We start from the raw sequence: 20,875 nt of genomic DNA on the forward strand, positions 1-20,875 counted from the left end.
GATGACCGGGCGGGGACCTGCCCTGTGGGCGGCGGTGGCGACGCTCTGCGCGTCCTGCGCGCTGGTGCCGTTGGTCGATCCGGTCAGCTGGATGGTGCAGGCGGCACTGCTGGTGGCGCTGGTGACGGCGGCGGGTGCCGGGGCGCGGCGGCTGCCGTGGCCCCGGCCGGTGGTCGTGGCGGCCCAGGTCGTGGTGGCGGTGTTGACGCTGACCGCGCTGTACGCGGGCGGGCAGGCGCTGCTCGGGGTGGTGCCGGGCCCGGACGCCGTCGCGGAGCTGGTCCGCCTCGGGCGGTCCGGGGTCGCGGATGTGAGCCGGTACGCCAGTCCGGCGCCGCTCACCCCGGGCATCCGGCTGCTGCTGGTCGGCGGCGTGACGCTGGTCGGCCTGGTCGTGGACGCGCTGGCGGTCACCTACCGCAGCGCCGCGCCCGCCGGGCTGCCGCTGCTGGCGCTCTACTCGGTGGCCGCGGGGCTGACCACGGGCGGCACGGGCTGGCTGTGGTTCCTGATCTCCGCCGCGGGCTATCTGCTGCTCCTGCTGGCCGAGGGCCGCGACCGGCTGTCGCGGTGGGGCCGGGTCTTCGGCGGCACGACCGGCCGGGTCCCCCGCTGGTGGCCGCGGCGCGGGAAGGCGGCGTCCGGGCCCGCTCCGGCGCCGGTGCGGCACGGGCGGCGGATCGGCGCGCTGGCGCTCGGCGTCGCCGTCGCCGTCCCCGCCGCGCTGCCGTCGCTGGGCACCGGGCTGCTCGGCACGGGCGGCCGGGACGGCGGCTCCGGCGGCGGCACCATCTCGGCCGTCAACCCGCTGGTCTCCCTCCAGAACAGCCTCAACCAACCCGAGGACAAGGAGGTCCTCAACTACCGCACCACGGCGGGCGACACCCGCGATCTGTATCTGCGGATCGTGGCGCTCGACCAGTTCGACGGCACCGCCTGGAAGCCGTCCGAGCGGACGGTGACCGACGTCCCCGAGCAGCTGCCGCGGCCCGCGGGCCTCTCCCCGGAGGTCGCCACCACCCAGGTCAACACCTCGATCTCGACCGCCGAGTGGTACGGCCAGAACTGGCTGCCGATGCCGTTCCCGGCGTCCCGGGTCGGCATCGCCGGGCGGTGGCGCTTCGAGGAGCAGGGCCGCACCCTGGTCGGCGACCGCGGCCAGAACACCCGTGGCCTGCAGTACCAGGTGGAGAGCCTGCGGGTGCGGCCCACGGCCCGGCAGCTCGCCGAGGCCCCGCCGCCGCCCGCCGCACTGCGCCGCGAGTACACCCGGGTCCCCGCCGAACTGCCGCCCGTGGTCGCGGCGACGGCCCGCAAGGTCACCCGCGGCGCGGCCACCCCGTACGCCAAGGCCGTCAAGCTCCAGGACTGGTTCGCGACCGACGGCGGCTTCCGCTACGACACCGAGGTCCGGGCGGGCAGCGGCGTGAAGGCCATCGCGCGGTTCCTGGAGCAGAAGGAGGGCTTCTGCGTCCACTTCTCGTTCTCGATGGCCGCGATGGCGCGCACCCTGGGCATCCCGGCGCGGGTCGCCGTCGGTTTCACCCCGGGCACCAAGCAGCCCGACGGTACGACCTCGGTCGGCCTGCGCGACGCCCACGCCTGGCCCGAGCTGTACTTCGAGGGGGTCGGCTGGACACGCTTCGAGCCCACGCCGAGCCGCGGCAACATCCCCGAGTACGCGCTGCCGGACACCTCCCAGGAGCACACACCGGGCTCCCCCGCGCAGGAGCCGACCCGGCCCACGACGCCGACCGGCGGCCCGCGTCCGGATCCGACCTGCGGCCCCGACCGGCGCACGGGCGCCACGGACTGCACGGCGGCGGCGCCCACGGCCCAGGACCCGGGCGCGCCGGGCGGCGGCCCGCCCGTCCTCGCCGCCGTCGGCCTCACCCTGGGCGGTCTGCTGCTGCTCTCGGGGGCCGCGCTCCCGGCGCTCTGGCGCCGTCGCCTCCGGAACCGGCGGCTCTCCGCCGAGGGCCCGGCGGCCGTCCTGGATGCCTGGCAGGAGCTGACCGACACCGCCCGTGACCTGGGCATCGCACCGGACGGGGCGCTCACCCCGCGCCGCACGGCCGTCCGGCTGACCGATGCCGCCGCGCTGCCGCCCGAGGCCGCCGAGGCCGTGCACCGGGTGGCCGGTGCGGTCGAGGAGTCCCTGTACGCGCCACGGCCGCGGCCCGCGCCACAGGTGGCCGCGGACGTCCGCGTGGTCTGCGCGGCACTGCGCGCGCAGGCGTCCCGCGGGGCGCGCTGGCGTGCGGACCTGGCGCCCCGTTCCACGGACCGGCAGGTCAGGGCGTACGCGGCCCGGTGGGCGGCGTTCCGCCACCGCCACGCCTCCGGCCGCACCGCCACCGCCGTACGCCGCCTCACCGCCGCGCTGCAACCGGGCAGCCGACGGACCTGAGGCATACGGAACCGCCGTACGCCGGGCCGGGGCCGGGCGTACGGCGGCGAGGCGGGGGCGTACCGGGCTGTGTGGCCGCGCTGCCCGGTACGCGCAGGCAACGGCGTCGGCGCCGGGCGCAGGGACCGGACCGTGTGGCAGAACGGCCGTCCGCGCGGGCCCGGCGCACGCGGTGGGCACAGAACCGCACCCGCTCGGACCGGGCCAGCCCCGCCCCGGTCCGCGTACCAGTTCCGCTCCCGGTCCCGCCCAGGCCAACCGCGACTCCACGCAACTGACGGGGCCGCCCGACACTCGGGCGGCCCCGTCAAAGGCTTCGGTGTGCTGTCCGGCTCCGGGAGCCGTTCAGGGCCGGGGGCGGCGCGGGCTCAGTGGCCCTGCTCGTCGCGGCGGCGCTGCCAGCGGTCCTCGATGCGGTTCATCATCGAGCGGCGGCCGCCGGACTGGCGCCGTGCCGGCGCTCCGCCCGCCCTGCCGCGCTTCCCCTGGGCCGCGCCGGGCTGCTGTTCGCCGGGCTTGGGGGCCTTGCGCCAGCCGGTGACCGCGAGGACGGCGCAGCCGAGCATCACCAGGAAGCCGACGACGCTGATCCAGATCTGCTGGGCGACCATGCCGGCCATGAGCAGGCCGATACCGACCAGAAAGCCGACGACCGCTTGGTAGACCCGTCGCCGGGTGTACGTGCGCAGCCCGCTTCCCTCAAGCGCTGTCGCGAACTTGGGATCTTCGGCGTACAGCGCTCGCTCCATTTGCTCGAGCATGCGCTGCTCGTGCTCCGAGAGCGGCACGGAGTCCTCCTACTCGTCGGTCGCGGGGGCGACCGGGTGCGGCCCTTTCAGGATAGGCAGGGATTCGCCCCCGTGAAACCCGCCCCTCTGCGCCAGTCCACTGTCCTGGCCGCCAGGGCGGCCGGTGGTGATGCTGCCTGCATTCCCCACCCGCCTATCCGTCATGCCGGAACGTCGTCCCTCGATCATACGGGGAGAAGAGGCTGATCGGGTGGGCTGTGGCCGACCGCACCCGGCGGTCGGCCACCGGTGGCGATCAGCCGCGTCGGCCGAGAACGTGCAGCTGGGTGGCGACCGAGTGGAACGCGGGCTGCTCGGCGGCGGCCGCCTCCAGCTTCAGCAGCGCCTCCATCGCACCGGGCTCGGTGTCGACGAGCACCCCCGGGACGAGGTCGGCGAAGACCCGCACCCCGTGCACCGCGCCGACCTGCAACCCGGCGCCGGTGACCAGCCCGGACAGCTGATCGGCGGTGAAGCGGCGGGGCACCGGGTCGCCCTCGCCCCAGCGCCCGGCCGGGTCGGTGAGGGCCTGGTGGGCCTCGGTGAAGTGTCCGGCGAGGGCGCGGGCCAGCACGGCGCCGCCGAGACCGGCCGCGAGAAGGCTCAGGGTGCCGGACTCGCGCAGCGCGGCGACGACGTTGCGGACGCCCTCGGCCGGGTCGTCGACGTACTCCAGGACACCGTGGCACAACACGGCGTCGAAGCCGCCTCGCTCGACGACGTCGAAGAGCCCGTGGGCGTCGCCCTGGACGGCCCGTACCCGGTCGGCGACGCCCGCCTCGGCGGCACGGCGCTCCAGGGCGAACAGGGCGTTGGGGCTCGGGTCGACGACGGTGACGCGGTGGCCGAGGCGGGCGACCGGCACGGCGAAGTTGCCGGTGCCGCCGCCGGTGTCGAGGACGTCGAGGACTTCGCGCCCGGCAGCCTCGGCCCGGCGCTCCAGGGCGTCCTTGAGAACCTCCCAGACCACGGCGGTACGAAGGGATGCGCGCGGGCGCAGCGGGTCAGACACGGCGGGTGGCTCCTCGGAGGGGCAGAACAACTAGGCGCCCACCACCCTATTGCGTCGCGCACCGTCCGCGGTCTGCGGCGCCACCTGCGGCTTCCGTGACGTCCACGGCTTCCGCCGCACCCGGGCCCGGCACGGCGGAGCCGAGGACGGCAACCGGAGCCGCCGGGCGGCGACGGGCCTCGCGCCCGCACACGGGGTGCGGGCACGGAGCCCGGCCGCCGCCCGGCCGGACGCGGGCACCCGGCCCGCGTACCGTCCGCCCGGTCACCCCGCCCGCTGCTCCGGCAGGGACGGCTGGAGCAGCAGCATGCGTTCGACGAGGCGGTGGAAGTGGGCGGCGGCGCGGACGAGGTCGTCGGCGTCCCGTCGGTCGGCCGCGCCGGGTATGCCGGCCTCGGCCCGGGCCCGGCGCCCGGCACCGGCGGCGAAGAGGGCGCTCCACTCGGTCAGTTCCGGTGCGACCTCCGGGAGGACGTCCCAGGCGCTGCGGATGCGGCGGCGCCGGTGCGGGGTGGTCTCGGGCCTGCCGCGGACGGCCAGCACCGCGGCGGCGGTGCGCAGCGCGGCGAGGTGGGCGGTGGCGAAGCGCTCGTTCGGGGACTGCAGGGTTTCGGCTTCGGTGAGGCCCTGACGGGCCTGGGTGAGCAGGGTGAGGGCGGCGGGTGGCGCTGCCGAACGCCGCAGAACGGGGTGGACATCGCTCGGGGGACCGTACGCAGCGGAGCTGCCCGTTGCGGGACGAGCTGCCATGACGAACCTCCAGTCGTCGCAGACCGGTTCGGAACCGTTGCCCCCATCCTGCGGCACACCACTGACAATCGGCCCTGACCTGGTCTTTCACGGAGAAGTGCGGCGCCAGGCACGCAATTCGCCCGCCGGTCGCCGCACTCCGGCGCCGCCGACCGGGCGGGCGCGGCGCGGAGCGGCGTCCCGGGCTGTGCCCTGGCGCGGGCAGGGGCCGCGGACCGGCACAATCACCTGCATGGACAGCTCCCACTCACGCCGCGACACCACCCGGCGCAAGCTCTTCGACGCCGCGGTCACCCTCATCGCCGAACAGGGCTTCTCCTCCACCACGGTGGACGAGATCGCCGAGCGGGCGGGGGTCGCGAAGGGCACGGTCTACTACAACTTCGCGAGCAAGAACGTTCTCTTCGAGGAACTGCTGCGGCACGGCATCGAACTGCTGGCGGCCTCCCTCCAGGAGGCGGCCGAGAAGGTGACCGACCGCGGCGGCTCCCGTATCGACGCGCTGGACGCGATGATCCGCGCCGGTCTGGACTTCATCTCCCGCTACCCGGCGCTCACCCAGCTCTACGTGGCCGAACTGTGGCGCACCAACCGGGCCTGGCAGTCCACCTTGATGGTGGTGCGCCAACGGGCCGTGGCCGTGGTGGAGGGCGTGCTCCAGGAGGCGGTCGCCGGGGGCGAGCTGAGCGAGGAGATCGATGTGCCGCTGACCGCGTCGGCGCTGTTCGGCATGGTGCTGGTGGCGGCGCTGGACTGGCAGTCGTACCAGCCGGACCGCTCCCTGGACGAGGTGCACGCGGCGCTGTCCCGGCTGCTCCAGGGGCGGGTGAGCGGCCACCGCGGCTGAGCAACGGCCCGAAAAGGCCACCGTCCGGCGGGCGTTGACCGGGCGCGCCACCCGTGGTGCGCGGCCCGTGATGCGTCGCCGGGAACCGTACCGCCCGGGGAGCCGCGGTTCACCGCCCTCCCCTGGGCCGGAACGCGGAAAGCGCGCTGCCCTGGCACGGATCGTTCCCCCACCGATCCGACCAGGGCAGCGCTTCCCCCGTATCCCCCGTGCTTCCCCCGTTTTCCCCCGTGCTTCCCCCGTCACGTCCGGGATGCCGCGCCGCTCCGCCGCCCCGTGCCGGCGGTGCGGCGCCGCGTCCCTTCGGTGCACCCCACTCTGTCGTTCCGGCAGGGTGCGGCCCATCCGCGTACCTACTCATCTCACCGTCTGAGTACGCGTACTCACCCGTGAGCACCCCGTCCCCGTGCTGCTCTACGATCTCCGGCATGTCCGTACTCCCGTTGGTGTTCATCAGTGGCTGGGCGAGCGGGATCAACGCCTACGCCGTCGTGCTGCTCCTCGGTCTGCTCGGCGCCACCGGCGTCACCGACGAGGTGCCGGACGCACTGCAGCGGCCCGATGTGCTGATCGCCGCCGCGGTGCTCTTCCTCTTCGAGGCCGTCGCCGACAAGGTCCCGTACGTGGACTCCGTCTGGGACGCCGTGCACACCGTCGTCCGGCCCGTCGCGGGCGGTGTCGTGGCGGCGCTGCTGGCCGGGCACGACGGGTCGCTGCCGCAGCTGGCGGCGGGCGCGGTCGGCGGTTCCACGGCGCTGCTGAGCCACCTCGTCAAGGCGGGGACGCGGATCGCGGTCAACACCTCACCGGAACCGGCGAGCAACATCGTGGTGAGCGCCGTCGAGGACCTCGGGGTCGCCGCGCTGATCGCGTTCGCGGTGTTCCATCCGGTCATCGCCGCCGTCATCGCCGCCACGCTGCTGCTGGCCGGGCTGGCGCTGGTGATCCTGCTCTGGTCGCGGATCCGCCGCTATCTGCGACGGCGGCGCGAACGCCGTGCGGCGAAGCGGCCCGCGGCAGCCGCGGAGGCGGGTCCGGTCCCGCGCTGAGGCCGTCCGGCGGGCGGGGTGCGGGCGTTGTCGGTGGTGGCGGATACAGTCGCGGACATGGCACGGATTGCGGTGATCGGGGCGGGGGCGGGCGCGATGGCGGCCGCCGCGCGGCTGGCCGTCGCGGGCCACCGGGTGGTGGTCCGCGAGCGGGAGGCGACGTACGGCGGGGCGCTGGGGCGCTTCGAGCGGGAGGGGTTCGGGTTCGACACCGGGCCCGCGCTGCTGCACCTCCCCGCGGTCTACCGCGATCTCTTCCTCAAGACCGGCCGGGAGCCGCTGGAGAGCGCGCTGACGCTCACCCAGGTCGATCCCGCGAGCCGTCATGTCTTCCCGGACGGCGCCGCGGTGTCGCTGCCGAACGCCTCGCGCGGCGGCGTCCTCGCGGCGCTGGACGGCGCGTTGGGCGCGGGCGCCGGGGAGCGCTGGAGCGACGTCCTGGGGCGCGCCCGGGACGCCTGGGACGCCACCCGCAGACCGCTCCTGGAGGAGCCGCTGTGGGCGGACTGGCAGGTGCTGGGGCGCGATCCGTATCCGGCGGTGCGCCGCCGTGGTCTGTTCGGCCGCGGCAGGGGCCCGACGACGGCGACGCTCGCGGAGGTCGCCCGCCGTGAGCTGGCCGATCCGCGGCTGATCGCCCTGCTGGAGAGCCATGCCACGGCGTACGGCTTCGATCCGCGCGCCGTCCCGGCGAGCGCGGCGGTGCTGCCGTACATGGAGCAGACCTTCGGCACCTGGTATCCGGCGGGCGGTATGCGGGCGCTGGCGGACGCGGTGTACGCGCGGTGTGTGGAGCGCGGCGTGGAGTTCCGTTTCGGGGCGCCGGTCGAGCGGATCGTGGTGGCGGACGGCCGGGCGGCGGGTGTCGTCACGGCCGACGGCGAGGTGACGGAGGCGGAGCACGTGGTCGCGGGGGTCACCCCGCAGGCGCTGGCGGGGCTGGTGCCCGGCGGGGCACCGTGGGAGGCGTCGGACGCCCCGGCCGGTCCGCCGCCGGGTCCGGTGCCCGCCCGGATGACGGTGGCGCTGGCGCTGCGCGGCGCCCGGCCGGACGGCACCGCGCACCGCACCGTGGTGCACACCGACGACCGTGCGGCGGAGCTGGCCGCGGTGTTCGGCGGCGGTGCCCCGGCGGCGCCGACGGTGACGGTACTGCGGCCCGACGATCCGGCCACCCGCCCCGACGACGCCCATGAGGCGGTGACGCTGACGGCGACGGTGGCGGCGCCCGGTCCCGGTGGCCTCGCCGCGGACGCGGTCGAGGCGCTGGCCGAGCGGATGACGGAGCGCGCCGGGGCCGCGGTGCCGGAGCTGCGGGAGCGGCTGCTCTGGCGCGAGGCGCTGCCGCCCTCCGGCGAGGCGCTGCTGCCCGGCCCCGCGCTGGCCGGTGGTGGCGGCCGGTTCCTGCGCCCCGCCAACCGCACCCGGATACCCGGGCTGTACGCCGTCGGCGGCTGGTCGCACCCGGGCGGCGGTCCGGCGCACGCCGGGATGTCCGGGGCGATCGTCGCCGGACTGATCGTCAACGGCGACGACTGGCACGGCTCGACCTGAGGCGTACGCGAGGCGCCCGGGCACGCCCGTGAACGGCGTGCCCGGTGGGCGACTTCGCGGGGGCGCCGCGGGGTGCGGGCGGACGGCGGGTTCCCCCTTCGCCGCGAGGCGGCGGTGCCGGGCACGGCTCGTGGGCCCGGCGGCTGCGGGCCGGGGCGAGCGGCTCCGGCCCGTGTCCTCGCGGCCGGTTCAGCGGGGGCCCGCCGCCGCGTCCACCGTTTCCGTCCCGTCCGTCCCGTCCGCCCCGTCCGTCGTGAACGCCTCGGCCACGGCGAGGCTGTCCTCGTAGACGTGGTGCCGGGTGATCAGGCCGTGCGCGACGGTGAGATGCAGGGCGAAGCGTGCGCGGTAGGCGCGGCCCGTGGGGCGGGCGGTCTGGCGGATCTCGCCGAGTACGACGGCGTCGGCGCCATCCACCAGGAAACGTTCGATCTCGGTGGCCGCCTGCCCGGGCACATGGTGTATCGCCAGTTCGCGGTAGTGGGCGGCGGCGTCGGCGCGGGTGGTGCGGTGGCGGATCCACGGGGTGGCGGTGCGGCCGTGCTCGGCCTCGGGCCAGTCCAGCTTCCAGTCGACGCGCTCGGCGTACAGCTCGGCGATGCGCTCCGGGTCGCCCTCGCCGATGCGGCGCAGCAACTCCTCCACCACGGCACGGGTGCTCATGGACACGGCCGTTCCCCCTCTGTTCCGGAAACCGCGCCCACCGGCGCGGAGAGAGCACCTTTGTACCAGCGTCGAACGCCCGTGGCGCCCGCTTTCCGGAAGGCCGCCGGGGCCCGCACGCGAAAGGCCCCGGACCGCGCGGTCCGGGGCCGTGTCCCCGCGGAACAGCCGTAGCTGACGTGACGTCAGTAGCGGTACTGCTGTTCCTCGTGGCCGTGGTGCGGGGTCGGCGGGTACGGCGGTTCGCCGGGCGGGTGGACGCCGTCGCGCTGTTGCGGCACCCAGACCCCGCCGGGCGGGGTGTCGCCGTAGTCCTGGAGCGAGGTGCCGTACGCCGACCCGTAGGGCTGCTGGGCGTACGGGTCGACCGGCGCGTAGGGGTCGTGCGGCGGGTACGCCTGCGCGCCGAAGGGGGAACCGGCGGCCGCACCCTGGTCGCCGCCGTACGCGGCGTAGGAACCGTAGGGATCGGCGTAGGCGTCGTGGGCGCCGGGGCCGTAACCGCCGCCGTGGCCGAAAGCCGGGGCGTAGGCGTCGGAGCCGTGCGGGGCGGAGCGGGCGTCGGGGCTGTAGACGCCGTACTGGCCGGTCTCGTCGGGGAGCGGCTGCGGGGCGTAGACGTCCTGCGTGTAGCCGCCCTGGGTGTAACCGTCCTGGACATAGCCGTCCTGGCCGCCGAAGGCCGGGGCGCCGTGGGCGTCGGGGGTCCAGCCGCCGTCCTGGCCGGGCTGCGGGGAGGCGCCGTAGCCGTCGTGGGGCGGGTAGCCGTCCGGGGTCGTGAGGGGCGCGGCGGCGTCGTACGGGGCGGGGGCGTCGGCGGCGTCCGTGGGGGCCGGGGTGTCCGGGGCTTCGGGGGTGTCGGCGGGGCCGGTCGTCTCCTCGATGTCGGAGACGTGCAGGGCGGGGCGGCGGCCGGTGGACCTGGCCCGGCGGCGCCGGTTGTTCTCGACGGGGGCCTTCCGCAGCGACCAGCCGGTGGTGAAGCCGCGGCGGAAGGAGAGGGTCACGTAGGTCTGGCCGGTGGCGAACGCGGCGGCGCCGAGGGCGATGACGATCACCGACGGGAGGACCACGCCCGCCACCACACCGAGGAATCCGGTGAAGGCCAGCAGCCGCCAGCGGAGGCGGGCCTTGTGCTGGAGGAGGACCTCGGCCAGCAGCCACAGCGCGACGCAACCGAATGCGATGTAGAGGACCGCCCAGCCCATGTACGCCCCTCTTCCGCCGCGCTGCGGCACCGTGATCAGGGCCGCTGGTGCAGCCCCAGATTCTCGTAGATCTCCAGGGTCGCCGTGGAGTGGTTCAGGGTGATGAAGTGCAACCCGGGAACGTCCTCGGCCTTCAAGCGCGCGCACAGTTCCGTGGCGTACTCGATGCCAATGGAGCGTACAGCGGACGGGTCGTCCTTGACGGCCAGGATGCGGTCCGCGAGCTCAGGTGGGAAGGCGGCGTTGCTCAGTTGGGCGAACCGCTCGATCTGCCGGACGTTCGTGACCGGCATGATCTCGGGGATGATCGGCGTCGAGCACCCGGCGGCGGCGACGCGGTCGCGCAGCCGGAGGTAGTCCTCCGCGTAGAAGAACATCTGGGTGATGGCGAAGTCGGCGCCCGCGCGGCACTTGTCGATGAAGTGCGAGACGTCGGTGTCCCAGTCCGTGGAGCGCGGGTGCATCTCGGGGAAGGCCGCGACGCCGACGCAGAAGTCGCCGGACTCCTTGATCAGGCGGACCAGTTCGGCGGCGTAGGTGATGCCCTGCGGGTGGCGGATCCAGTCGCCCATCGGGTCGCCGGGCGGGTCGCCGCGGAGCGCGAGCATGTTGCGGATGCCCGCGTCGGCGTACTGCCCGATGATGTTGCGCAGTTCGGCCAGGGAGTGGTTGACGGCGGTGAGGTGGGCGACCGGCGTCAGCGTGGTGTCGGTGGCGATCCGCTCGGTGGCGCGGACGGTGCCCTCACGGGAGGTGCCGCCGGCGCCGTAGGTCACGGAGACGAAGGTCGGGGCGACTGCTTCGATGCGGCGGATGGCGTTCCACAGCGTCCGCTCGCCCTTCTCGGTCTTCGGGGCGGCGAACTCGAACGAGTACGACTGTTTGCCGGAAGAGAGCAGCTCGCGGACGGTGCGTGCGCGATCAGTCCTGGTGGAAGCGGTACCTAGGGCCATACGGGAAGGTTATCCACCTGCGGGTCGGGCACCAACCGGCTCCGGTGGAATGCCGGAATAGGGCCGGTTCCCGTCCACGGAGTGGGACGCGGGCATGGACAGCGCCCGCCGGGGCACCGGGGCGGACCCGCCGCCGGGCGGGCCCGGTGCCCGGCGGATCAGGCGGTCCGCTCGCGGATACGCCGGGCGAGCGAGGCGGCTGCCGCGGCGGGGTCGTCCGCCTCGGTGAGGGCGCGGACGACGACGATCCGGCGGGCTCCGGCGTCGAGCACCGCGTCGAGGTTGCCGCCGTCGATGCCACCGATGGCGAACCAGGGGCGCTCGGGGGCCCGGGCGGCGGTGTGGCGGACCAGGTCGAGGCCCGGGGCGTGGCGGCCCGGCTTGGTGGGGGTGGGCCAGCACGGTCCGGTGCAGAAGTAGTCCACGCCCGGCTCGGCGAGGGCGGCGTCCGCCTCGGCCTCGGCGTGCGTGGAGCGGCCTATGAGGACGTCCGGGCCGAGGAGGGCGCGGGCGGCGGGCACCGGCAGGTCGCCCTGGCCGAGGTGGAGGACGTCGGCTCCGGCGGCGTGGGCGACGTCGGCGCGGTCGTTGACGGCGAGGAGGGTGCCGTGGCGGCGGCAGGCGTCCGCGACGGTCTCCAGATGGCGCAGCTCCTCGGCCGCCTCCATGCCCTTGTCGCGCAGCTGGACGATGTCCACCCCGGAGGAGAGCACCGCGTCGAGGAAGTGCGGCAGGTCGCCCCGGCGGGTGCGGGCGTCGGTGCAGAGGTAGAGCCGGGCGTCGGCGAGGGCCGCGGCGCGGTCGGCGTGGGTCCGGGTCGTCATCGGTGTTCCCCCAAGGCGGTGGCGTACGGCCGGGCGGTCCGGCCGTACGCCACTTCGGTAGCGGTTACGGATGCGGGTGGTGCGGGCGGGCCGGGGTGCGGCCCGCCCCGGAGGTCACACGGCGAGCGCCTGCGCCCGGCGCTTCACCTCCGTGCCGCGGTTCTCCCGCAGTGCCTGCGCGGGGGTGCCGGGCAGGGTGTCGTCCGCGGTGAAGAGCCACTCCAGCATCTCTTCGTCGCTGAAGCCGTCGTCCTTCAGGAGCGTCAGGGTGCCGACGAGGCCCTTGACGACCTTGCCGTCCTGGATGAAATCGGCCGGCACGTGCAGTGCCCTGTTCTCGCCGCGGCGCACCGCGATCAGCTGGCCCTCCTTGACCAGCTGGCGGACGCGCGTCACCTCGACGCCGAACTCTTCGGCGATGTCGGGGAGGGTGAGCCAGGCGGGGACGAGTCCATCGATGTTTGCGTCAATCTCGGTCACAGGACAAGCGTGCCACCTCGCACTGACAGTCGGTAGCCGGGCATCGCCGGGAGAGGTCCGCGCGGCGGCACCACGGCCCTCGCGCGCGGTCCCCGTACGGCGCCGCGCCCGGCCCCGTACGGCTCAGCGGACGGCGGACTTGAGCGGGACGGACGCGTCGGCGGCCCGCACCCGGTCCAGGGTGGCGCCGCGTTCGATGAGGCGGCGGCCCTGGGCCAGGTCGCGGGGCCTGCCGACCGCCAGCAGCGCCACCAGGACGCCGTCGCGCAGCCAGATGACGGACCAGGCGGCGTTGTCCGGGTCGCCGCGCCAGACCAGTTCGTCGGCGCCGCCGTGGTCGCCCGCGTACTGGACGAAGCGGCCGAACTGCTCCGACCAGAAGTACGGGACCGGGTCGTAGACGGCGGCCTCGGCGGGGTCGCCGGTGATGTTCTGCGCGACGGTGCGGGGGCCCTGGAGGGCGTTGTCCCAGTGGTGGATGAGGAGCCTGCGGCCGTAGCGGGCGGAGGGGAAGGAGGCGCAGTCGCCGACGGCGTGGACATCCGGGGCGGAGGTGTGCAGCCGGTCGTCGGCGAGGACCGAGCCGTCCTCGGGCGAGAGCGCGATACCGGATCCGGCCAGCCAGCCGGTGGCGGGGCGGGCCCCGATACCGACGAGGACGGCGTCGGCGGGCAGCGCGGTGCCGTCGTCCAGCACCACCCCGCGCTCCTCGACGGTGGCGACCCGCGCCCCGGTGCGCAGTTCGGCACCGGCCGCGGCGTACCAGGGCGCGATGTGGGCGGCGACGTCGGCGGGCAGCGCCCCGGCCAGCGGGCGGTCGGCGGCCTCGACGACGGTGACGGTGCAGCCCGCCTCCCGGGCGGCGGTGGCGAACTCGGCGCCGATCCAGCCCGCGCCGACCACGACGATCTCGCTCCGCCCGGCCAGGACGGGCCGCAGCCGCCGGGCGTCGTCCAGGGTGCGCAGCAGATGCACCCCGGGGTGCCCCTCGGTACCGGGCAGCCGCAGGGGTGCGGCCCCGGTGGCGAGGACGGCGTGGTCGTAGCGGACCGGGCCGCGCGCGGTGTCCAGCAGATGTGCGGCGGGGCGGATGCCGGTGACCGGGTGGTCCAGTTCCAGGTCGATGCCGAGGGAGCGGAAGTCGACGTCGAAGGCGGCGCCGTCGGCCTTGCCCAGCAGGACCGCCTTGGAGAGCGGCGGGCGGTCGTAGGGCGGGTGCGGTTCGTCGCCGAAGACGGTGATCGCGCCGTGCCAGCCGTTCTCGCGCAGCGCGACGGCGGTCTGCACGCCCGCCATACCCGCACCGGCGATCACCACGTGCGGCGTGTGGTCAGGGGCCTGGGAGGACTTCCTCTGCTCGCTCACCCGGTCACTCTAGGACGGCGCGGGAAGCGGTCCGCAGCACCGCGCAAGGAGATCTCTGACACAGCGTTACGGACCGTCACCCGCTCCCCCGGACGGCCCGTCCGCTCCCCGGGCGCTGCCTTACGGGGCCCGGGAGGCGGGTACTAGGGTGAGGCGGACACGCACTCGCGGGAGCCCGGCGTACCGGGCTGAGAGGGAGGCTGACCGGCCTCCGACCGTACGAACCTGATCCGGGTCATGCCGGCGAAGGGAGGGGCTGGAAGCCCATGCCTCCATCTGCCACACCACCGAACCCGACGGATCCGCCGCACCCCGACGTGCTGGTGCTCGGCGGCGGCCTCATGGGGCTGGTCACCGCCTGGCGGGCCGCGCGGCGCGGGCTGCGGACCGCGCTGGCCGACCCGGAGCCCGGCGGCGGCGCCGGGCGGGTCGCGGCCGGGATGCTCGCCGCCGTCACCGAGCTGCACCACGGTGAGGAGACGCTGCTCGGCCTCAACCTCGCCTCCGCCCGCCGCTACCCGGACTTCGTCGCGGAGCTGGAGGAAGCGAGCGGTCTGGACGCGGGCTACCGCGCCTGCGGCACCCTGGCCGTGGCGCTGGACGCCGACGACCGCGCCCACCTGCGTGAACTCCACGCCCTCCAGGTGCGGTGCGGGCTGGAGTCGGTCTGGCTGCCGGGGCGTGAGTGCCGCCGCCTGGAGCCGATGCTCGCGCCCGGCGTGCGCGGGGGCCTGCGGGTCGACGGCGACCACCAGACCGATCCGCGGCGGCTGACCGCGGCGCTGCTGGTGGCGTGCGAACGGGCCGGGGTGGCCTTCCACCGCACCCGTGCCACCCGGCTGACGGTCGCCGGGGGGCGCGCCACCGGCGCCGAGCTGGCCGACGGCACCCGGATCGCGGCGGGCAGCACCGTACTGGCCGCGGGCAGCCTCAGCGGGCGGCTGGCGGGCGTGCCGGACGAGGTCCGGCCGCCGGTGCGCCCGGTGAAGGGCCAGGTGCTGCGGCTGCGGCTGCCGCGTATGCCCCGGGGAAGCCCGGCGTTCCTGTCGCGCACCGTACGGGCCGTGGTGCGCGGGGGCCCGCTCTACCTGGTGCCGCGGGAGAACGGCGAGCTGGTCGTCGGCGCCACCACGGAGGAGCTGGGCTGGGACACCACCGTCACCGCGGGCGGCGTCTACGAGCTGCTGCGGGACGCGCACGAGCTGGTGCCGGGCCTGACGGAGCTGCCGCTGGTGGAGACCTGCGCGGGGCTGCGGCCCGCCTCGCCGGACAACGCGCCGCTGCTCGGCCCGACGGCGCTGCCCGGGCTGCTGCTGGCCACCGGGCACTTCCGCAACGGCGTGCTGCTGACGCCGATCACCGGTGACGCGCTGGCCGAGGCGCTCACCACGGGGCGGCTGCCCGAGGAGGCCCGCCCGTTCTCCCCCGACCGCTTCGCCCCGGGCGCCGGTGCGCCGGCCGCCCCGGGACGCGTCCTCCAGGAGCAGCAGGTATGACCACACCGTCCTCCCCCGTCCCCTCCGCCGCCCCCGTCACGGTCACCGTCAACGGCAGCGCCCGGGAGATCCCCGGCGGGCTGCCCCTGGACCGGCTGGTGGCGACGGTGTCCGCCGCCCCGTCCGGGGTCGCCGCGGCCGTCAACGAGACCGTCGTCCCGCGCTCCCGGTGGACGCAGACCCCGCTCGCCGCCGGGGACCGCGTCGAGATCCTGACCGCGGTCCAGGGGGGCTGAGCGATGGCCGACGACCTCCTCACCCTGGGCGGTACGGACTTCACCTCCCGGCTGATCATGGGCACCGGGGGCGCGCCCAGCCTCGACGTGCTGGAGCGGGCGCTGCTGGCGTCCGGGACGCAGCTGACGACGGTCGCGATGCGGCGGCTGGACCCGACCGTCCAGGGCTCGGTCCTCTCCGTCCTCGACCGGCACGGCATCCGGGTGCTGCCGAACACCGCGGGCTGTTTCACGGCGGGCGAGGCGGTGCTCACCGCCCGGCTCGCCCGGGAGGCGCTGGGCACCGACTGGGTCAAGCTGGAGGTGATCGCCGACGAGCGGACCCTGCTGCCCGACCCGGTGGAGCTGCTGGACGCGGCGGAGACCCTGGTGGACGACGGTTTCACGGTGCTGCCCTACACCAGCGACGACCCGGTGCTGGCCCGGAAGCTGGAGGACGTGGGCTGCGCCGCGATCATGCCGCTGGGCTCGCCGATCGGCTCCGGTCTGGGCATCCGCAACCCGCACAACTTCCAGCTGATCACCGAGCGCGCCGGGGTCCCGGTGATCCTCGACGCGGGCGCCGGGACCGCGTCGGACGCAGCGCTCGCGATGGAGCTGGGGTGCGCGGCGGTGATGCTGGCATCGGCGGTGACCCGCGCACAGGAGCCGGAGCTGATGGCGCGGTCGATGCGGTACGCGGTGGACGCGGGGCGGCTGGCGTTCCGCGCCGGACGCATCCCGCGCCGCCACTTCGCGCTGGCGTCGTCGCCGCAGGACGGCCGCGCGGAGCTGGATCCGGAGCGCCCGGCGTTCTGACGCCCCGGGGGGCGGCGGGCGGTCTCCCGTCGCCCCCGGGGGCCGCTTCCGGTCACCGTTCGGCTGCAGTACGCCCGTGCGGCCGCCGCCCGGGCGGCGGTGTCGGTGGGTCCTCGTAGACTCGTCTGCCGTGGATACGACCCTTCAGGACCCCCTGGTCGGGCAGTTGCTCGACGGCCGGTACCGCGTCGAGGCGCGCATCGCCGCCGGTGGCATGGCGACGGTCTACCGCGCCCTGGACACCCGGCTCGACCGTGTGCTCGCCCTGAAGGTGATGCATCCGTCGCTGGCCGTGGACGGCGCGTTCGTGGACCGCTTCATCCGTGAGGCGAAATCGGTCGCCAAGCTGTCGCACCCCAATGTGGTCGGCGTCTTCGACCAGGGCACCGACGGCACCTACGTCTATCTGGCGATGGAGTACGTCGCCGGGTGCACGCTCCGCGATGTGCTGCGGGAGCGGGGCGCGCTCTGCCCGCGGGCCGCGCTGGACGTGCTGGAGCCGATCCTCGCCGCGCTGGGCGCCGCCCACCGCGCGGGGCTGGTGCACCGCGACATGAAGCCGGAGAACGTCCTGATCGGCGACGACGGCCGGGTCAAGGTCGCCGACTTCGGGCTGGTGCGCACGGTCGGCGCGCACACCGACACCACCGGCGCGGTCCTGGGCACCGTCTCGTATCTCGCCCCCGAGCAGATCGAGGACGGCACCGCCGACGCCCGCGTCGACGTCTACGCCTGCGGTGTGGTGCTCTACGAGATGCTCACCGGCGCCAAACCGCACACCGGCGGCACGGCGGCGCAGGTGCTCTACCGCCATCTGCACGAGGACGTCGCCCCGCCCTCGGAGGCGGTCCCGGGTCTCGCCGCGCCGCTGGACGCGCTGGTCGCGCTGGCCACCGCCCGCGCCGCGCAGGGCCGCCCCGAGGACGCGGTGGCGCTGCTCTCCGCGGTCCGCGAGGCCCGCGAGGGCCTGTCCGACGCCCAGCTGGACGCGGCCCCGCCGCAGGCCCGGGAGGTGGCGGCGGGGGACGGCACGGAGCGTACGAGCGTGCTGCCGCGGGCCGTGGTGCAGCCGCCGCTGCCCGGGTTCGCAGGGCTCGGCGCGGCGCCCGGGGAGGAGGGGCTGAACCGCACCAGCCGCCTGGAGGTCCCGGCGTCCGAGCCGACCACCCGGCTGCGCCCGGCGCCGCCCGCACGGCGCGGTCCGTTCGCCGATCCGCGGCATCGGCTGGTGGCGATCGTCGCCGCGGTGCTGCTGGTCCTCGGCGGCGGCACCGGCATCTGGTACGTCACCGCCGGGCAGTTCACCGCCGTCCCCGCGGTGCTGGACATGGCGCAGGCCAAGGCCGAGCGGACGCTGCGGGACGAGGGGCTGGGCGTGAAGGTGGTGCGCGACTACAGCCCCAATGTGCGGCGCGGCCATGTGATGGCCACCGCCCCGGGCACCGGCGCCCGCATACGCGGCACCGGGACGGTCACGCTCACGGTCTCCCGCGGCCCGGAGATCGTCGCCGTCCCGGACCTGTCCGGCACCCCGGTGGCCGACGCCCGGCGGACGCTCCGTGAGCGCGGGCTGGTGCCCGGGGCGACGCGCCGCGAGTTCAGCGACGAGGTCGCCAAGGGATCGGTGATCCGGACGGACCCGGCGGCGGGCAGTGAGCGGCACCCCGACACGGCGGTGGCGCTGACGGTGAGCCGGGGCACGGCGCTGGACGTCCCCGATGTGACGGGCGACGACCGCGACGACGCCGCCGAGACGCTGCGGGACGAGGGCTTCGTGGTGAAGTTCGCCGACCGGGCGGTCCACTCGCCCGAGGACAAGGGCACCGTCGCCCGGCAGTCCCCCGCCGGTGGGCAGCTCGGCAAGGGCGAGACGGTCACGCTGACGCTGTCGCTGGGCCCGGAGATGGTCACGGTGCCGAAGGTGACGGGACAGAACGTCGACGACGCCAAGAAGCAACTGACCGACCTGGGGTTCTCGGTGGAGGTCAAGAAGCCGTTCCTGTTCCCGCAGGACACCGTCGAGTCCCAGTCGGTCGACCCGGGCGAGCAGGCACCCAAGGGCAGCACGATCACGATCAAGCTCAAGGGCGCGCTGTAGGACGCCCTCCGGGGTCCGGCCGGTCCGCCCGCCGTGGAGGCGGCCGGTGCCGGGCCCCGGCCGCCTTGTCGGTGGGGCCTGGCACCCTGGTGGGGTGAGCAACCATCCCTCCCCCGCAGACGCCGCCGCGCCCGGTCGGCTCCGTAATCCGGTCGGCGGCCATGTGCCGGTCGCCGGTGGCCTGGCCAGGACCGGACTTCCCTACGCCCGCACGATGGGCGGTGAGGCGGTCCAGGTCTTCGTCGCCAACCCGCGCGGCTGGGCGACGACCGCGGGCAGCCCCGCGCAGGACGAGGCGTTCCGGGCCGGCTGCGCGGAGGCGGGCATACCGGCGTACGTCCATGCGCCGTACCTGATCAACTTCGGCTCGCACACCGCGGCGACGGTCGAGAAGTCGGTGGCGTCGCTGCGGCACTCGCTGCGCCGCGGCCGGGAGATCGGGGCGCGCGGGGTGGTGGTGCACACCGGTTCGGCGACCGGCGGTCGGCCGCGCGCCGAGGCGCTGGCGCAGGCCGGGGAGTGGATGCGGCCGCTGCTGGCGGAGCTGGTGCACGACGACGATCCCTGGCTGCTGCTGGAGCCGACGGCCGGGCAGGGCGCCTCGCTGTGTGCGCTCGCCGAGGATCTCGGACCGTACTTCGACGTGCTGGAGCACCACCCGAAGCTCGGCGTCTGCCTGGACACCTGCCATGCGTTCGCGGCGGGTCACGACATGGCCGCGCCGGGCGGGATGAAGGCGCTGCTGGACGAGTTGACGGAGGTCACCGGCGAGGGTCGGCTGCGGCTGATCCACGCCAACGACTCCAAGGACGTCGTCGGCGCCCACAAGGACCGGCACGCCAACATCGGCGCAGGTCATCTCGGTGCGGAGCCGTTCGCCGAGCTGTTCACCCACCCCGCGACGGACGGTGTGCCGCTGGTGATCGAGACGCCCGGCGGCCCGGAGGGACACGCCGCGGACGTCGCCCGGCTGAAGGCGCTGCGGGCGGCCACGACCGGCTGAGCCGACGGGCCGGGGCGCGCCCGGGCCGGGGCACCGGGCGCGGGCCGCGCGCCCCGGTGCCGACGCCGCTACAGCTCCGGCCCGTCCCCCGGTTCCTCCTGGTAGGAGTAGCGCTGTTCGCGCCAGGGGTCGCCGAGGTTGTGGTAGCCGCGCTCCTCCCAGAAGCCGCGGCGGTCGGCGGTCATGTACTCGATGCCGCGGACCCACTTGGGGCCCTTCCAGGCGTAGAGGTGGGGGACGATCAGCCGGACCGGGAAGCCGTGTTCGGCGGTGAGGAGTTCGCCGGAGCGGTGGGTGGCGAAGAGGCAGTTCTCCGCCGCGAAATCCTCCAGGCGCAGGTTCGAACTGAATCCGTATTCCGCCCAGACCATCACGTGTGTGGCCTCGGGTGCGGGCGGTGCGAGTTCGAGGATCGTCGCCGTACGGACGCCGCCCCATTCGGCGCCGAGCATGCTGAATTTGGTGACGCAATGCATATCCGCGACGACCGTCGTATACGGCAGCGCGGCGAATTCCTCATGCGTCCAGCAGTGTTTGTCGCCGTCCGCGGTGGCGCCGAAGGCGCGGAACTCCCAGCGTTCGGGGCGGAACTTCGGCACCGGGCCGTAGTGCGTGACGGGCCAGCCCCGCTGCAGTCGCTGCCCGGGAGGCAGCGGAGGTTGCTCCGCTTCGCGGCTTTCCGGCTGGCCCATGCCTCCATGGTGTCAGACCGGAAGGGGTGCCCCTGACCAACACCAGACGAAACGGGCAATCCACAGTAAGCGTGCACTTACTGGACGTTACGCTCCGGGCGATGCAAGGATGCGGCGCACGTGCCCGTTACCGCGCGGAAGGAGCCCGCTGCCATGCAGGGCGACCCCGAGGTCATCGAATTCCTCAACGAGCAGCTGACCGCCGAGCTGACCGCGATCAATCAGTACTTCCTGCACGCGAAGATGCAGGAGAACTTCGGCTGGCCGAAGCTTGCGAAGTACACTCGCGCCGAATCGTTCGACGAGATGAAGCACGCGGAAATTCTCACCGACCGCATCCTCTTCCTGGAAGGACTGCCGAACTATCAGCGGCTGTTCCATGTCCGGGTCGGCCAGACCGTGACGGAGATGTTCCAGGCGGACCGGCAGGTGGAGGTCGAGGCGATCGACCGGCTCAAGCGCGGCATCGAGCTGATGCGCGCCAAGGGCGACATCACCTCGGCCAACATCTTCGAGAGCATCCTCGCCGACGAGGAGCACCACATCGACTATCTGGACACCCAGTTGGAGCTGGTGGAGAAGCTCGGCGAGCCGCTCTACATCGCCCAGGTCATCGAGCAGCCCAGCACCTGAGCGCGCCGCCCGCGGG

20 protein-coding genes and 1 riboswitch are annotated in these 20,875 nt (G+C 74.8%); of the genes, 10 read left to right on the plus strand and 10 right to left on the minus strand.

Annotation, left to right across the window (positions count from 1 at the left end):
* The first annotated feature begins 1 nt into the window (after nt 1).
* Complete coding sequence (locus tag IF23_RS0109180; protein ID WP_030281750.1) at nt 2-2,410, plus strand: transglutaminase TgpA family protein; 2,409 nt, start codon at nt 2-4, stop codon at nt 2,408-2,410.
* A 368-nt stretch (nt 2,411-2,778) separates the two neighbouring features.
* Here IF23_RS0109180 and IF23_RS0109185 read toward each other — a convergent pair whose 3' ends face one another.
* From IF23_RS0109185 to IF23_RS0109195, 3 genes are all read right to left on the minus strand, one after another.
* On the minus strand, nt 2,779-3,198 hold the full coding sequence (locus IF23_RS0109185; RefSeq protein ID WP_030281752.1) for a DUF3040 domain-containing protein: 420 nt from the start codon (nt 3,196-3,198) through the stop codon (nt 2,779-2,781).
* A gap of 256 nt (nt 3,199-3,454) precedes the next feature.
* On the minus strand, nt 3,455-4,210 hold the full coding sequence (locus IF23_RS0109190) for a class I SAM-dependent methyltransferase (RefSeq protein WP_030281753.1): 756 nt from the start codon (nt 4,208-4,210) through the stop codon (nt 3,455-3,457).
* Nucleotides 4,211-4,474: 264 nt separating this feature from the next.
* Nucleotides 4,475-4,960 carry an SAV_6107 family HEPN domain-containing protein gene (locus IF23_RS0109195; protein WP_030281755.1) on the minus strand — a complete coding sequence of 162 codons (486 nt, stop codon included), beginning with the start codon at nt 4,958-4,960 and terminating at the stop codon, nt 4,475-4,477.
* A 232-nt stretch (nt 4,961-5,192) separates the two neighbouring features.
* On the opposite strand from IF23_RS0109195, the gene IF23_RS0109200 reads away from it, so the two are divergent.
* From IF23_RS0109200 to IF23_RS0109210, 3 genes are all read left to right on the plus strand, one after another.
* Entirely contained in the window at nt 5,193-5,807 is a 615-nt protein-coding gene (locus IF23_RS0109200; protein WP_030281757.1) for a TetR/AcrR family transcriptional regulator, read from the plus strand.
* A gap of 428 nt (nt 5,808-6,235) precedes the next feature.
* On the plus strand, nt 6,236-6,856 hold the full coding sequence (locus tag IF23_RS0109205; RefSeq protein WP_030281758.1) for a DUF4126 domain-containing protein: 621 nt from the start codon (nt 6,236-6,238) through the stop codon (nt 6,854-6,856).
* A gap of 57 nt (nt 6,857-6,913) precedes the next feature.
* Nucleotides 6,914-8,410 (plus strand): phytoene desaturase family protein, encoded by a 1,497-nt coding sequence (locus IF23_RS0109210; RefSeq protein ID WP_078653878.1) that lies wholly within the window; start codon nt 6,914-6,916, stop codon nt 8,408-8,410.
* A gap of 189 nt (nt 8,411-8,599) precedes the next feature.
* Here the strand turns inward: IF23_RS0109210 and IF23_RS0109215 are convergent, their stop codons facing one another.
* From IF23_RS0109215 to IF23_RS0109240, 6 genes are all read right to left on the minus strand, one after another.
* Complete coding sequence (locus tag IF23_RS0109215; protein ID WP_107126898.1) at nt 8,600-9,073, minus strand: nuclear transport factor 2 family protein; 474 nt, start codon at nt 9,071-9,073, stop codon at nt 8,600-8,602.
* A gap of 185 nt (nt 9,074-9,258) precedes the next feature.
* On the minus strand, nt 9,259-10,281 hold the full coding sequence (locus tag IF23_RS0109220; RefSeq protein WP_030281765.1) for a hypothetical protein: 1,023 nt from the start codon (nt 10,279-10,281) through the stop codon (nt 9,259-9,261).
* A 35-nt stretch (nt 10,282-10,316) separates the two neighbouring features.
* Nucleotides 10,317-11,234 carry a methylenetetrahydrofolate reductase [NAD(P)H] gene (gene metF, locus IF23_RS0109225; protein WP_030281767.1) on the minus strand — a complete coding sequence of 306 codons (918 nt, stop codon included), beginning with the start codon at nt 11,232-11,234 and terminating at the stop codon, nt 10,317-10,319.
* Between the two features lie 158 nt (nt 11,235-11,392).
* On the minus strand, nt 11,393-12,058 hold the full coding sequence (gene thiE / locus IF23_RS0109230) for a thiamine phosphate synthase (RefSeq protein ID WP_030281768.1): 666 nt from the start codon (nt 12,056-12,058) through the stop codon (nt 11,393-11,395).
* 114 nt (nt 12,059-12,172) lie between these two features.
* The gene (locus tag IF23_RS0109235) at nt 12,173-12,538 is read right to left on the minus strand and encodes an Rv2175c family DNA-binding protein (RefSeq protein WP_030281770.1); all 366 of its coding nucleotides are present in this window, start codon (nt 12,536-12,538) and stop codon (nt 12,173-12,175) included.
* Nucleotides 12,539-12,661: 123 nt separating this feature from the next.
* Entirely contained in the window at nt 12,662-13,903 is a 1,242-nt protein-coding gene (locus IF23_RS0109240) for an NAD(P)/FAD-dependent oxidoreductase (protein WP_030281772.1), read from the minus strand.
* A gap of 157 nt (nt 13,904-14,060) precedes the next feature.
* A riboswitch (TPP riboswitch) is annotated at nt 14,061-14,172 on the plus strand.
* Here IF23_RS0109240 and thiO point away from each other — a divergent pair.
* The 5 genes from thiO to IF23_RS0109265 all read left to right on the plus strand — a co-directional run bounded on the left by thiO (nt 14,170) and on the right by IF23_RS0109265 (nt 19,534).
* Nucleotides 14,170-15,399 carry a glycine oxidase ThiO gene (gene thiO / locus IF23_RS0109245; protein WP_211266140.1) on the plus strand — a complete coding sequence of 410 codons (1,230 nt, stop codon included), beginning with the start codon at nt 14,170-14,172 and terminating at the stop codon, nt 15,397-15,399. Its footprint overlaps the riboswitch before it by 3 nt.
* Nucleotides 15,396-15,635 (plus strand): sulfur carrier protein ThiS, encoded by a 240-nt coding sequence (thiS, locus tag IF23_RS0109250; RefSeq protein WP_030281776.1) that lies wholly within the window; start codon nt 15,396-15,398, stop codon nt 15,633-15,635. Before thiO ends, thiS begins: the two co-directional genes overlap by 4 nt.
* A gap of 3 nt (nt 15,636-15,638) precedes the next feature.
* On the plus strand, nt 15,639-16,433 hold the full coding sequence (locus IF23_RS0109255) for a thiazole synthase (protein ID WP_030281778.1): 795 nt from the start codon (nt 15,639-15,641) through the stop codon (nt 16,431-16,433).
* Nucleotides 16,434-16,563: 130 nt separating this feature from the next.
* Complete coding sequence (gene pknB, locus IF23_RS0109260) at nt 16,564-18,531, plus strand: Stk1 family PASTA domain-containing Ser/Thr kinase (protein WP_030281780.1); 1,968 nt, start codon at nt 16,564-16,566, stop codon at nt 18,529-18,531.
* A gap of 94 nt (nt 18,532-18,625) precedes the next feature.
* Entirely contained in the window at nt 18,626-19,534 is a 909-nt protein-coding gene (locus IF23_RS0109265) for a deoxyribonuclease IV (RefSeq protein ID WP_030281782.1), read from the plus strand.
* Nucleotides 19,535-19,602: 68 nt separating this feature from the next.
* Here the strand turns inward: IF23_RS0109265 and IF23_RS0109270 are convergent, their stop codons facing one another.
* Nucleotides 19,603-20,226, minus strand: a complete 624-nt coding sequence (locus IF23_RS0109270; protein ID WP_030281784.1) for a sulfite oxidase-like oxidoreductase — start codon at nt 20,224-20,226, stop codon at nt 19,603-19,605.
* A 153-nt stretch (nt 20,227-20,379) separates the two neighbouring features.
* Here IF23_RS0109270 and bfr point away from each other — a divergent pair, with 153 nt between their 5' ends.
* Nucleotides 20,380-20,859: a bacterioferritin gene (gene bfr / locus IF23_RS0109275; RefSeq protein ID WP_030281785.1), complete on the plus strand. Its 480-nt coding sequence runs from the start codon at nt 20,380-20,382 to the stop codon at nt 20,857-20,859.
* The last annotated feature ends 16 nt before the right edge of the window (nt 20,860-20,875 follow it).

Origin of the sequence: Streptomyces catenulae (genome assembly GCF_000718015.1) — a bacterium.
In the GTDB taxonomy this organism is placed as follows: Bacteria; Actinomycetota; Actinomycetes; order Streptomycetales; family Streptomycetaceae; genus Streptomyces; species Streptomyces catenulae.

Excerpts from the sequence above, each read along its gene's own strand:
- thiO (WP_211266140.1), top strand. The coding sequence starts at position 14,170 with ATGCCTCCATCTGCCACACCACCGAACCCGACGGATCCGCCGCACCCC.
- IF23_RS0109220 (WP_030281765.1), bottom strand. The coding sequence starts at position 10,281 with ATGGGCTGGGCGGTCCTCTACATCGCATTCGGTTGCGTCGCGCTGTGG.
- metF (WP_030281767.1), bottom strand. The coding sequence starts at position 11,234 with ATGGCCCTAGGTACCGCTTCCACCAGGACTGATCGCGCACGCACCGTC.
- IF23_RS0109215 (WP_107126898.1), bottom strand. The coding sequence starts at position 9,073 with ATGAGCACCCGTGCCGTGGTGGAGGAGTTGCTGCGCCGCATCGGCGAG.
- IF23_RS0109180 (WP_030281750.1), top strand. The coding sequence starts at position 2 with ATGACCGGGCGGGGACCTGCCCTGTGGGCGGCGGTGGCGACGCTCTGC.
- IF23_RS0109210 (WP_078653878.1), top strand. The coding sequence starts at position 6,914 with ATGGCACGGATTGCGGTGATCGGGGCGGGGGCGGGCGCGATGGCGGCC.
- IF23_RS0109270 (WP_030281784.1), bottom strand. The coding sequence starts at position 20,226 with ATGGGCCAGCCGGAAAGCCGCGAAGCGGAGCAACCTCCGCTGCCTCCC.
- bfr (WP_030281785.1), top strand. The coding sequence starts at position 20,380 with ATGCAGGGCGACCCCGAGGTCATCGAATTCCTCAACGAGCAGCTGACC.
- IF23_RS0109205 (WP_030281758.1), top strand. The coding sequence starts at position 6,236 with ATGTCCGTACTCCCGTTGGTGTTCATCAGTGGCTGGGCGAGCGGGATC.
- IF23_RS0109255 (WP_030281778.1), top strand. The coding sequence starts at position 15,639 with ATGGCCGACGACCTCCTCACCCTGGGCGGTACGGACTTCACCTCCCGG.
- thiS (WP_030281776.1), top strand. The coding sequence starts at position 15,396 with ATGACCACACCGTCCTCCCCCGTCCCCTCCGCCGCCCCCGTCACGGTC.
- IF23_RS0109195 (WP_030281755.1), bottom strand. The coding sequence starts at position 4,960 with ATGGCAGCTCGTCCCGCAACGGGCAGCTCCGCTGCGTACGGTCCCCCG.
- IF23_RS0109200 (WP_030281757.1), top strand. The coding sequence starts at position 5,193 with ATGGACAGCTCCCACTCACGCCGCGACACCACCCGGCGCAAGCTCTTC.
- thiE (WP_030281768.1), bottom strand. The coding sequence starts at position 12,058 with ATGACGACCCGGACCCACGCCGACCGCGCCGCGGCCCTCGCCGACGCC.